Here is a 12,382-nt window from a genome sequence, read left to right on the forward strand (position 1 = left end):
TATAATCGTTCGTCATTAGTTTGTCGCCCCCACGCAAAAAAGAACCCAATTCACAATCGAATTGGATTCTCCCGAATTTAATCAAAATTCAAACTAGTTTAGTCAACCACTGCAGTGTAGTGGTAAGCACCAGAGTTTGAGACGTATTTCAGCCATTGGTAACCATCAGCTGAAACTTTGCCGATGTAGTAGACTGATTCGCCAGTGTAGTATTGGCCAACGACTGAAGCACTCAAACTAGGGGCAGTTCGGATGTTGGTCGTCGTCTTGAACGTGTAAGTTCCAGTGGCGCTAGTTGCTTTGGCAGCACTAGTCGTCGTTGCGGCCCCACCACTGATCTTAACGTAGTGTTGGGCACCACTGTAACTCGTGTAACGAAGCCAAGTCTGACCATTAGCAGTTACTTTGGCGTTGTAGTTGACCGTATTGCCTTTGTAATACGTGCCGACCGTGCTTGCGCTGTCACTTGCGGATGACTTGATGGTCGTGGTCTTCGTAAACTTGTACGTGCCACTTTGAGCGACCGTCTTGCACTCGTTGACGTTGACTTGTTGGTGCTTGTCGTCGTTGCGGCAGCGCCACTGATTTTAACGTAGTGTTGCGTACCACTGTAACTTAAGTAACGTAACCAAGTCTGACCGTTCTTCGTGATCTTCGCATTGTAATAAACGGTGTCGCCCTTGTAGTAGTTGCCTAAGGTCTTAGCGGAATCACTAGTTGAGCCCTTGATAGCCGTCGTCTTGGTGAACTTGTAAGCACCAGATTCAACCTTCGTGACCGTCTTGCTTGAGCTTGAACTCGTCGTCTTGTTAGTCGTGGTTGCCTTGGCAGCAGAACTAATCTTGACGTAGTGTTGGGCACCACTGTAGCTCAAGTAACGGAGCCAAGTTTCGCCATTCTTAGTCACTTTGGCGTTGTAATAAACGGTGTCACCTTTGTAGTAGTTGCCTAAGGTCTTGGCTGAATCATTAGCTGAACCTTTGATGGCCGTGGTCTTAGTAAACTTGTACGTGCCAGTTTCGGCTTTAGTGACCGTCTTGCTTGAACTTGAGCTCGTGCTTGGCTTCGTAGTCTTGGCTGCACTACTGATCTTGACCTAGTGTTCAGCACCACTATAGCTTAAGTACCGGAGCCAAGTTTCGCCATTCGTCGTTACCTTGGCATTGTAATAAACCCGGTTGCCCTTGCTGTAAGTGCCGACCGTCTTGGCAGAATCACTAGCGGCACTCTTGATGGCCGTGTTCTTAGTAAAGGTATACCAACCAGAAGCCTTCTTAACCGTCGTTTTGCTGGTTGATGTGCTGGTGCTGGTATTGCTGCTAGTTGACGAGCTCGTATTGTTGTTCGTCGTCGTGGAACTCGTATCCGTCGACGTGTTGCTAGTGACCGTATCGTCGCTGGCCGTCGTCGTGACAAACGTGTTCGTGCCGGCACTGTCTTCAGTTAAACCATTGTAGTCGATGCTGACATCAATGTAACCGGTGTAGTCAGAACCAGATGGTAATAATGCAGTGTCAGAGAACTGCCATGCCCCATCACCAGTGTTCCACAAATTGTTGGCAGAAGGCGTGTATGGATATTGTGCCCGCCAAACGCGTGAAGTTCCAACAGTTCTAATAACGGCATCCCGATATAAGTACGTGTTTGAAGTATAAACACCATGGTTCGTGTAACCATATGAATTTAACGTTGACCAGAACGCATTCAAGTTTGCTTCGGCATTGACCGTGTACGTTGAGCTATCTTCCATATCAGCGAATAATAGCACTTTGGTTGAAACGTTGTTCTTAACTAAGAAACTAGCCATGTTGGTTGCTTCTGACTTAGCTTCAGTCGACGTATTGAAGGTCGCATAGTGATAGAAGTCAACGTTCAAACCAGCTTTGTTCGCCATTTTAGCTTGGTTCAATGCAGCTGGATTGGTGTAACTGTCTCCTTGAGTGGACTTGACGATGACCGTCTTAACGCCAGCTGCTTTTAACTTATTGTAATCAGATTGCGTCATTTCACTCTGATATGAGGCAACATCGACAACGTCAACCCGTGGACGCGTTGTATCCCCGATCGTCCAAATGTCGGTCGATGTGGTTGCAGCAGAATAAGCAACGGCAGCAACTTTTGCAGTCGTCTTCTTAGTCGTGGTTGCGGCGCTACTTACCGTGCTGGATGCTGCAACAGCTTTAACAGCTGCCGTACTTGAAGCAACACTAGTTGCAGTGCTGCTGGCAACACTAGTAGCTTGGCTAGTTGCGGTACTTGAAGCCTTGGTTGCAGCGGTGCTCGTTGCTTGACTAGTTGCGGCACTTGAAGCCTTGGTTGTAGCCGTGCTGGTTGCTTGGCTCGTTGCTTGACTCGTGGCCGTTGAAGAAGCACTAGTGGCAGTCTTCACTGATGATTCAGACGAAGCGGCCGTGCTAGTTGCTGAACTGGTAGCGGCACTGGAAGAAGCTGCTGAAGCTTGATCAGTGGTCTTGGTTGTTGCAGCACTAGTGGCTTGCGTCGTTGTTGTTGATGACGCATTCGTCGCCTTAGTCGTGGCATCGCTAGCAGCAGCACTCGTTGCGGCACTTGAAGCCGTGCTAGTTGCTGCGCTAGAGCTGTCACTAGTCGTCTTGGCATTAGCTACTGGCGTTGCGTCGGCATGGACATTGGTGCTGCTAACTACGGACCCACCCAAAAATGAGAAGAAGGTTAAGCCAGCAACAAGCCAAAGTTTGCCTGACTTGTAAAGCTTAAAACGTTGCGATTGACTGACATCAATCGGGTTCTGAGATTTGAAATTCATATAAACACCCTTTTTTTATTTACTAAAAGCAACTTTATTATAAGGTTTATATTCTCCTAACCGCAAGCTAATTTAGTACAATAATTGTATTTTTTGACAATTATTTTTCGATATTAATCATATACAGGGTTTATATTGCGTTTATTCATTTAATCGCTTAATAATCATTAGTGGCGACGCTTTATTCTGGACCCGTTCTCTTCTATAATAAAAAGGAATTCTAATTGTATTGGTAGTTATTGTTTATCTCAATCGACTAAAGGAATGTCCATTTCATGCCAGATTATCGTTTTGAAGCCCAAATCCAAGCCGCCACGATTGGTAAGGGTGGTGCCTACGTGGCGTGCCCATTTGATCTCCGTGCCGTCTTTGGCAAGGGCCGGTTGAAAGTCCATGCGACCTTTGATGGCGTGCCTTACGACGGGTCAATCGTCAACATGGGCGTAAAGAATCCCGACGGCAGCATCTGCTACATCCTCGGCATGCGCAAAGATATTCGTCAGACCCTGCACAAGGAAATTGGCGATACCGTGATGGTCACAATCGATCCAATTAGTTAACCTGATTCATTAGTTAATACAGGACACCGATTAGTTGGATGGTTCGATGCCATCCTCATCAAATTCACATTTAACGAAAGTTACGCATTGTGCTAGTTAATTTGTCATGATTCATGGTTAAATCATGACAATTTCTAAGTTCAAGTGCTACCAGCTGAGACCCGCTGGAAAAAGTGCGACTTAGCGTAAACTTGCTGTTGTGGCGACGTCCTAGGCCGGCTTCCAGGCATTCTGGGCAATGGCCGGAACGTGGTGGACACAGATTTAAGCCGACAACCCACGTCTTAAATACTGGTCTTTCACTAACCAAGCCAAAAACACTTGCCAAGTGAAATTTCACCACTGGGCCTTGCCCAGAATACCTTCCAGCCGGGATGGTGTTCGAAAGGCAGACATGTGCGGACTCAACTTTTTGTTAGATTAGTCGTTAATTCATAGTCCAAGGTCATTTTGACATTCAACTGTCAGACTAGTTTCTAATGATAGCTAAGTTTCCTAATCCATATTTTAGCTTTTCGAATCAGCAGTTTCACTGAATTTCTCAGAACTTTCCCTAGTCATTGGAGATAGCAAAGTCTCAAGTTATAAATGAAGGCAATCTTATCGACTAAATTCAAGACTAATGTCCGTTGAATCTTGCGAATGAAATTCAACTGATTTTTTCAGTGATTAAGCATTATTGACTCAAATTAAAAGTTCGCCTGAAGGACCAGTCACTTAATATTCAGTGGTCAATTGTACCCAGATAGGTGGCCGTTCATCTGCCATTCGAGCGGGTTCCCGACTGTAGGGGCTGGCGGACAATGCTCAAGGGCGAAGTTCTTCTTGTCCGGGCGGGTTTCCCGGGCTAGAAGAAGACTCGTATTTGAAATTGCGCAGTGGGTTTCTGCGTGAGTTCAAATCGATGTCCGCCCTGTTCCAGCGTTGTCCGCCAGCCCCGGAGGTCGGACAAAGGCGCGCATCGGCAGACGAACAAGACGCCAACTTGTCATGATTTAACCATCTTTAAGGCTAAAGAATAACTAGCACAACACGTAACGAAAGCCCAAAAATACCGGTACTAGCAAAACAACTGCTAATACCGGTATTTTAGTGGCTGTGGTGAAGCTACACTGCTTGCGTTTATCAACATCGCCCTACTCATCACACAAGGACCGTTCAATCAGTGCTGGATCGACATGCTGGTCGCCCCAGGTACAGATGGCGTCCAAGATGGGAATCAGGCTGGTGCCCTTATCCGTCAGCTCATATTCGACGTGCGGTTGTGCCGTTTCGAAATCATGGCGTTTAATCAACTCGTCGCGCTCTAGTTCCTTCAGCTGACTAGCCAGCGTTTTGTGCGATACCGCTTGAATGTGGTGTTGCAAGTCCGCAAAGCGACTAACGTGTGTCTCTGCTAATTCAAACAAAATCATGATCTTCCACTTACCGCGGATCATCTGCATCGTCGCATCAAACTCATTGCGGTAGCGCGGCTGCTTGTTTTCTGGTTCAGTGACCATTTTTGAGACTCCTATCTGACAAATTGGTAGTTACCTAAAAGTGCGTACTTGTGGGGCTTAATCCTGACAAGTATACTTGAAAACGTTGAAATTTGAAAGACAGACAAAATCAAAATTACGGAGGCTACAACTCATGAAACCATTAGTCGTTATCACTGGTGCCAGTTCAGGCTTTGGGGCCGAAATCGCGAAACAATTTGCGGCGGACGGTTACCCCATGTTGCTGTTAGGTCGGCGGCGTGAAAAGCTCGCTACTTTGGCGGCCAACTTTGAAAATACCTTAATCGATACGGTCGACGTCACTAATTATGACCAGTTTGAAGCTGCAATTCGGCGTGCCGAAGCCAAATACGGCAAGACAGATTTACTTGTAAACAATGCGGGGCTGATGTTACTTGGTAACGTTCAGAATCAAGACCCACAAGAATGGCAAACAATGCTGAACACCAACGTGATGGGCGTTTTAAACGGCACTAAAATTGTGCTGAATGACATGCGCGAACGGGAACACGGCACGATTTTAAACATGTCATCCCTTGCTGGTAAGAAGACGTTCGTCAACCACGCCGCTTACGTTGCGTCTAAGTTCGGCGTTCATGGCCTATCCGAAACCTTGCGTGAAGAAAATGCTCCCAAGAACGTGCGGGTCATGTTAGTCGCACCGGGTGCTGCCGAAACTGAACTACTGACCCACGTCACGAGCCAATCGGCATTATCAGATTACGAAGCCTGGAAAAAATCCATGGGTGGCTTGACGTTGAATCCCAAACACGTCGCCGAAACGGTCAAGTTCATGTATGACATGCCTCAAAATGTCAACATTCGTGAAGTTGATATTGCGGCTACGGCTCAAGACGCTTAAGCTTTCAACTAGCAGATTTACTGCAATCAGCTCTGGTCAGCCGGTTTTACTACGGCTAGTTGACCAGCACGGTTTACGGTCATCAATCGGCCAGATTGCGTTACCACTGTCAATGTTCGGGCACTCATTGTTAACAGCCAATCAGGCCCTTTGCCACGGCTAACGTGAACAGCGGCCGTCCCTGTTATAACTCGTACTAACTATAATCACCTTGATCGGTTGTGTATCAATGACTCAAGGTGATTATTTGTGTCCTGCCAAAATCAGAATGCCAGCTTAAAATCAGTTTTTTCGTACCGCATTCATCCGCAGTCCAAAGTACTACGCCTCCTTAGCAGCCTTAACCAACGCCTCCATCGTGCTGTTCTGCAACGTTGCCAACAAGTCATGAATCGTGGTCAGTGATTCCGTTTGACCATTCAGTAGCCATTCTCGCCAAATCGCATAAACGCCGGCACTCATGAATTTAGTCCAATACTTCAATTGAACGGCCGTTAAGCCAGCCTCCGCCATCGTCGTTTGGTAAAAAGTGGTCATGTTGTCATCAAATAATTGTTGAATGATGCTTTCAAAGCCCCGTTGTGCCGCTAACTGCAGCGTTGGTGCAAAATCACTGAAAAATTGGCCCATCGCAACCAGCTTCTGTTCAGCGGGAACGTGTTGTAAGACGTCCTGAAACCGAGCCGCAATCGCTGGTGCGAAATAGGCTGTCAAAAGCTCCGCAAGTGTTGAAAAGTTGCGGTAAAAAGCCATTCGACTGACACCCGCACGTTTGACAACTTGCGTCACCGTAATCGTGTCTAAATCGTGAGTTCGCAACAATTGCAGTAAAGCGGTGGTGAGATACGTTTGTGAGTCCTTTTTAATTGCTTGCGCGTGATTGGTCGCTGCCATAACAATTCCTCCATTCTGTCACAGATGCCCGTGATTACCTTGTATTCGATATGGGTCCATTGTAAGATACTGGCACAGACGTTACAAGTGTAACAGTTAAAAACAAATTTGGAGGCATTCTCATGCAAAAACAATTAGTCGTCGTCACCGGTGGTAGTGGTTTTATCGCGATTCACATTATTCGTCAATTATTACAACAAGGTTATGCCGTTCGCACCACGGTCCGCGCCCTGGACAAGGCGCCAGTCATCAAGGAAATGCTGCGTAACGGTGGAATCACCGACTTCTCATCGCTTGAAATCGTCGTGGCGGACCTCGCTAGCGACGACCACTGGCCAGAAGTCATGGCAGGTGCCACTTACACGATCGACGTCGCTTCACCAACACCGAAACTTAATTTCAAAAACAAAGCTGAAATGATTCGTCCAGCCGTGGATGGCGTGCGCCGGGTGCTGGCCGCAAGTCGTGATGCCGGTGTCAAACGAGTCGTCTTAACCTCTGCATACGGCGCCATTTTTGCCGGTCACAAGCATCGGACGACCCCGTACACTGAAGAAGACTGGTCCAACTTGGACTGGAAAGAGATTCACCCCTATCAAGAATCGAAAACGCGGGCGGAATTAGCGGCTTGGGACTTTATTCAGCATGACGGGCGTGGCTTGGAATTAACGACGGTCAACCCCGTGGCCGTCATGGGTCCCGTCCTGTCCGCAAAATATTCGCACTCTAACATTCAGATTCAACAATTCTTAGAAGGCCAAGTGAAAGCCGTGCCGAACGTTGATTCCGGTTACGTCGACGTTCGAGATGTCGCCAGTCTACACTTGCTAGCGATGACCGCACCACAGGCAAACGGCGAGCGATTCCTCGCGACGACGGGTGAAACGCTATCGATGTTAGATGTCGCCAATATCTTACGTGAGTCGCTGCCAGCCTTTGCTAGTCAGCTGCCAACCAAGACGATCCCTAATGCCGTCGTTAAACTTGCCGCTAAAGCTCGTCCTGATTTACGGATAGTCGCTTCACTAGTGGGAACATATGCGGGCACCAGCAATCATAAAGCCCAAACGTTACTAGACTGGCATCCGCGCCCCGCTGCGGAATCTATTATCGCGACTGCCCAATCCATGATTGACTTGGGCATCGTGAAGGCACCACACTAAGCCATTGCACCAGCGATAGATTAGACGCCGGCACCCTGTTTTGGACTAGCACTGGCTTAGGCGCTCTGCCGTATGTATTGCACAAACATCAACTTTGATGCGAGTCCTCAATTTTACGCAACCACTAGATTAGATGTAAACACGCCACTTTACACGAACGTCGGATCAAGCGCCGGCACTCAGCTTTACACGAACACCAGATTAGGCACCGTCATTGTCTCTGCACGAACGCCATATTAAGCGCCGGCACTCAACTTTTCACCGACACTCAGTTTGAATTGCTAAATATCATTCAGCTGAGGCTTGTCGTAGTAAAACATAGGCCCCAGTTGAGCGCGACTCCCGCTGTCAATGCAATTGACCATAAAAATGATATTCAAAAATCCCCATGTGGATAACTGCTAAAGTAACCAGTTATCCACATGGGGATTTTATTTCAGTTTCACATCATGATTAAGGCAAATCGTTGCCCGCTGCAAAGTAAACGTCGTACCATTCTTGGCGTGTCAATGTGACGTCAGCTCCCGCGATACTCTCATCAAGGTGTTGCGGATTCATTGACCCTAAAATGACTTGCATATTAGCTGGATGACGTAAGATCCAGGCCGTCGCAATCGCATTCTTGGTCACACCGTATTGGTCGGCTAACGCTTGTAATTTCTTGTTCAGTTCTGGAAACTTCGGATTGTCGATGAAGGTCCCCGCAAACATCCCGTATTGATATGGCGACCAAGCTTGAATCGTCATGTGATGCAGCCGCGAATATTCAATGATTTCCCCATCATGATTGAGGCTAGCCGCATCTTGCATGTTGGTGTGCAGGCCAAACTGAATGGGACCCGTGTGCATCACGCCAAATTGTAGTTGGTTAATCATTAACTTCTGACTCACCGCAGCCTGTAACATCTCGACTTGCATGGGATTAAAGTTGGAAACCCCAAAGTGACGTACTTTACCGGAAGCTTGCAATTCATCAAACGCTGCGGCTACTTCAGCGGGATCCATCAATGGGTCTGGCCGGTGCAATAGAAATGCATCGAGGTAGTCCAGTTGCATCCGTTGCAAGATTTTATCGACCGTCGCAATCAAATGTTGTTTTGAAAAATCATACCGTTGCCCAAAGACTAATTCGCCGGCGCTCTTCTTCGGGTCCAGGACGATGCCACCCTTGGATTGAATGAAGAAGTCTTCTCGCTTCAAACCTGATTGCTTTAACGCCTGTCAGAAGATTCGCTCCGAATCACCATTACCATAAATATCCGCGGAATCAATATAGTTAATACCCCGGTCGTGAACTTGCGCCAAGACATTTGCCGCTGCACTGGGGTCCAACCGCACCATCCGCATGATTCCTAACGCAACTGCGGACGCTTTGAGCTGACTCGCGCCAATTTGAATTGTTTTCATAAATTTCGTCTCCCTTTCGATGAATTATATTAAAACATCTGCCAACGAGACTAATATAGTCGTTAGAGTCAGCTATAAGTCAAGTGTGAATTTTAAATTTGTGAGTGGCCGGCTATTTTTCTGTCCTTAGTTTGTTCGTTAACAGTAGCGTCGGTAAAATAATGACTAGCGCTGCGACAGCAATCACGAGGAATCCCTGTTGATAGCCAGCCAACCGAATCGCCGCTAAATGGGTCGCCGTAAATGCTTGTAGGTGAGTCGCATTCACGTGGTAGGCACCGGAATTCAGGTGCTGCTTGAATATAGCGACTTGATGCGTTAAATACTGCGTTACGATCGTTGTAATCAAGGCCGAGCCAAACGCGCTACCGATATTCTGGATAATACGAGTCCCAATCGTCGCTGCGGGTACTTGCTTTGGCTGCATGCCCGTGTACGCATCCGCCATTAACGGCATCAAAATTCCACCAGCGCCAATGCCACGAATAAACAACACGACTCCCATGATCCAGTAAGCGGTATGTTGTCCAAACCAATAAAACGGCAATGTCCCAATACAAGTAATAATGACACTAACTAACACCACGTACTTCGCCCCAATTTGATCAGTCAACTTACCGGTCAGCGTCCGAGATACTAACATCCCTAACCCCTGGGGAACCAGTGCCAAAGCAGCCATCACCACACTCATACCACGCACATTTTGAAAATAAAGTGGCAAGAGTAACATCGCACCATTCAAAACAGTGCCGGCAACAAATAATCCTAGCCCAGAGCCAATAAATGACTTAAAAGCAAACAGTTGCAGCGGAACAACCGCTCGTCCCTTTTTCCAGGCCGCCCAACCAACATAGCCAATCAAAGCAGCTATCCCAAGTGCAAGCATTTCAAGGCTCGTTTGGTTGTCGAAGCTAGTCGTGTGCGCAATATTCACCAAACTATAGATGATTGCACTAGACGCGACGATCAACAATAGAATACCGATGAAGTCCATTTTTGCTTGACGATTTTGAGCTGGGTAGTGCGGCATTTTCCAGACGATTAAGACCAACGAAAGGATGACAATTGGAACATTAATCCAAAAAATCCAATGCCACGAAGTCACTTTAATGATAATGCCACCAATGACTGGCCCAACCAGTGGTCCAAGAATCATCGGTAAGCCAACTGTTGCCATCATTTGGCCCATAACCGCTGCACCTGCTGTCTGCACAAGTAACGTTGTCAATAACGGCATAATCAGTCCGCCGGCAAAGCCTTGTATGAGACGCGCCAGAATTAACAATTGAATACTTGGCGCCATCGCGGCAAAAATCGATCCCAGGCCAAATAAGACCTCACCAGCCATAAAAACGGCCTTCCCATCAAATTTATCTAACAGCCAGCTAGAAAATGGTACCGCGACTCCGGTTGCCAATAAGTAGCCAGTAACCGCCCACTGCACAGTGGTCACATTAGTATCAAAACTGTTCACTAAATCATTGATTGCGATGTTGATCATCGTCGAATCCAATAATGGTGCCATTGCACCGAACACGACGACCCATGCGATCGTCATTGTTGACTTCGAAATTTTATTTTTCATATTTCCTCCTATTTAAGAAACTTGAAGTATCTTATTTGCATAACTGGTATAATACGCTGTATAAAGAAAAAGTCAATAAGAAACTTTTAGTTTCTTATTGACGAAAGGAGTAAGTTTATGACAGAAACGCGTCGTCGCGGGGCCGAATTGGAAAAAGCTATTTTTCAAGCTACGCGCGAAATTTTAAGCAAAGATGGCATCGAACAACTTAGTTTTGCTACTATCGCTGAACGTGCGGGTACTAGTAAACCTGTACTCTATCGACGCTGGCGTTCACCACTGGAGTTAGCTATCGCTGCCATTCAAGATCAAATCGTTACTGAAAATCATGGTCGATTGGATGAACTCGAATTAACTGGAACAACACTTACCGAAGACTTATCACAAGTTCTTAAGCGATACATCGTTAGCATCGACACATTCAATCAGGCGGCAGTCATCACTTGGTTTCAACACGTTGACCAGCCAAGCAATCCTGAAGTTCAGGCGCTACTTGAATCCGTTAAGGCCATCGACGCGCACGCCATCGATCGTGTCTGTCAGCGGGCCCAAAAGCGCGGTGAGCTAAAAGCGGGGACACTTCCAATTGAATTAAAATTATTGCCTTTCGATTGGCTTCGTTATCGGGCTTTTACCAACGAACCAATCACGGATGCAACGCTAAAATTTCTAATTGACGACTTATTAGTTCCTGCCTATTATCACGTATTGGGCTAATCAGGTTGAGACGTGTCAACAACAGACGCAACCGCACCTGCCACGATGATTTAGTTTTCCATCTTTGTCCATCAAGTCGATGCTTGTAACCACTATTTGGCAAAACGCTGTGTCATAAGTCAGCGGCTACACAAGCAAATAGGACGAGCAACCAAATTTTGGTTGCTCGTCCTATTTGCTGACGTCTGTATTTTTAGCTGGCCCCCGTACGACCAGTTTCATGATGTTGAATGCTATGACGATTTCGACTTCTCCGATGGCTCGCTCGAAGCCACGCACCCAGAAACGATTAAACCGCAAAGAAACATTCAACTTACCCAAAATTGGTTCAACATCAATCTTGCCTTGAACATAGAGCTGACCAGTTTCTGAACTGCAAGCAAGGCAAACATCCTCGCCTTAAGCCCCCTCCTTTTTGTGAGTACGCAAATCGCCAAGGAAGTTTCTGGTTATCACCTGCTGTTTAAGCACATTTCGTTTACATCCCCGTTATTTGGACCTACTCCGGACACATTCAATCACTAGAATAATGCCAAAAAAGCCAAATGTACCTATGGAGTAGTGGATCAATTGTGCTAAATAGTTAACCCAATCATATGGTCGCTTGTTAAAGCAATCAATACCGCCCTTCACGACAAACAATAAGACAGTGTCAAATATCAACATAAATTTATTGACATCTATAAAACCATTAATTTGGTTTTGATATCGTAAATAGACTTTTTTCAATCTTGACCCCCTCAAAAACTAATGCCTCACAAATCTGCATAATGCCGTCATATTAATAAATCATCTGTCAGCTATCTACATCGTTATTATTACACGCGAGTCATTATTCTCCCTTTGAAAATCACTCGTCTGTTGACCTGTTATCCGACTAAAAAGCACAAATAATGAAAGCTATCAT

7 protein-coding genes and 3 pseudogenes are annotated in these 12,382 nt (G+C 46.5%); 4 read left to right on the plus strand and 6 right to left on the minus strand.

Annotated features, from left to right (window positions below):
- Window positions 1-98 precede the first annotated feature (98 nt).
- Window positions 99-2,785, minus strand: a pseudogene (locus tag KGF70_RS17780) (SH3 domain-containing protein).
- 275 nt (window positions 2,786-3,060) lie between these two features.
- On the opposite strand from KGF70_RS17780, the gene KGF70_RS10890 reads away from it, so the two are divergent.
- A complete protein-coding gene (locus tag KGF70_RS10890; protein WP_088770706.1) occupies window positions 3,061-3,345 on the plus strand; it encodes a DUF1905 domain-containing protein in 285 nt (94 codons plus the stop codon).
- A gap of 1,136 nt (window positions 3,346-4,481) precedes the next feature.
- On the opposite strand, the gene KGF70_RS10895 is transcribed toward KGF70_RS10890, so the two are convergent.
- Entirely contained in the window at window positions 4,482-4,847 is a 366-nt protein-coding gene (locus KGF70_RS10895) for a helix-turn-helix domain-containing protein (protein ID WP_050339773.1), read from the minus strand.
- Window positions 4,848-4,980: 133 nt separating this feature from the next.
- On the opposite strand from KGF70_RS10895, the gene KGF70_RS10900 reads away from it, so the two are divergent.
- The gene (locus tag KGF70_RS10900; protein WP_101872842.1) at window positions 4,981-5,709 is read left to right on the plus strand and encodes an SDR family oxidoreductase; all 729 of its coding nucleotides are present in this window, start codon (window positions 4,981-4,983) and stop codon (window positions 5,707-5,709) included.
- A 321-nt stretch (window positions 5,710-6,030) separates the two neighbouring features.
- On the opposite strand, the gene KGF70_RS10905 is transcribed toward KGF70_RS10900, so the two are convergent.
- Entirely contained in the window at window positions 6,031-6,603 is a 573-nt protein-coding gene (locus tag KGF70_RS10905; RefSeq protein WP_105961368.1) for a TetR/AcrR family transcriptional regulator, read from the minus strand.
- A gap of 122 nt (window positions 6,604-6,725) precedes the next feature.
- Between KGF70_RS10905 and KGF70_RS10910 the strand changes: the two genes are divergently transcribed.
- Window positions 6,726-7,766, plus strand: coding sequence for an aldehyde reductase (locus KGF70_RS10910; protein ID WP_216768719.1), 1,041 nt, complete (start codon window positions 6,726-6,728; stop codon window positions 7,764-7,766).
- A gap of 453 nt (window positions 7,767-8,219) precedes the next feature.
- Here KGF70_RS10910 and KGF70_RS10915 read toward each other — a convergent pair.
- Window positions 8,220-9,173, minus strand: a pseudogene (locus tag KGF70_RS10915) (aldo/keto reductase family oxidoreductase).
- 112 nt (window positions 9,174-9,285) lie between these two features.
- A complete protein-coding gene (locus tag KGF70_RS10920) occupies window positions 9,286-10,758 on the minus strand; it encodes an MDR family MFS transporter (protein WP_216768721.1) in 1,473 nt (490 codons plus the stop codon).
- Window positions 10,759-10,875: 117 nt separating this feature from the next.
- On the opposite strand from KGF70_RS10920, the gene KGF70_RS10925 reads away from it, so the two are divergent.
- Window positions 10,876-11,475 carry a TetR/AcrR family transcriptional regulator gene (locus KGF70_RS10925; protein WP_088770698.1) on the plus strand — a complete coding sequence of 200 codons (600 nt, stop codon included), beginning with the start codon at window positions 10,876-10,878 and terminating at the stop codon, window positions 11,473-11,475.
- A gap of 112 nt (window positions 11,476-11,587) precedes the next feature.
- Here the strand turns inward: KGF70_RS10925 and KGF70_RS17305 are convergent.
- Window positions 11,588-11,850, minus strand: a pseudogene (locus KGF70_RS17305) (IS1182 family transposase); the annotation flags it as partial.
- Window positions 11,851-12,382: the final 532 nt, after the last annotated feature.

Origin of the sequence: Lactiplantibacillus sp. 7.2.4, from assembly GCF_018991185.1 — a bacterium.
In the GTDB taxonomy this organism is placed as follows: domain Bacteria; phylum Bacillota; class Bacilli; order Lactobacillales; family Lactobacillaceae; genus Lactiplantibacillus; species Lactiplantibacillus pentosus.

Excerpts from the sequence above, each read along its gene's own strand:
- KGF70_RS10895 (WP_050339773.1), bottom strand. The coding sequence starts at position 4,847 with ATGGTCACTGAACCAGAAAACAAGCAGCCGCGCTACCGCAATGAGTTT.
- KGF70_RS10925 (WP_088770698.1), top strand. The coding sequence starts at position 10,876 with ATGACAGAAACGCGTCGTCGCGGGGCCGAATTGGAAAAAGCTATTTTT.
- KGF70_RS10910 (WP_216768719.1), top strand. The coding sequence starts at position 6,726 with ATGCAAAAACAATTAGTCGTCGTCACCGGTGGTAGTGGTTTTATCGCG.
- KGF70_RS10920 (WP_216768721.1), bottom strand. The coding sequence starts at position 10,758 with ATGAAAAATAAAATTTCGAAGTCAACAATGACGATCGCATGGGTCGTC.
- KGF70_RS10900 (WP_101872842.1), top strand. The coding sequence starts at position 4,981 with ATGAAACCATTAGTCGTTATCACTGGTGCCAGTTCAGGCTTTGGGGCC.
- KGF70_RS10905 (WP_105961368.1), bottom strand. The coding sequence starts at position 6,603 with ATGGCAGCGACCAATCACGCGCAAGCAATTAAAAAGGACTCACAAACG.
- KGF70_RS10890 (WP_088770706.1), top strand. The coding sequence starts at position 3,061 with ATGCCAGATTATCGTTTTGAAGCCCAAATCCAAGCCGCCACGATTGGT.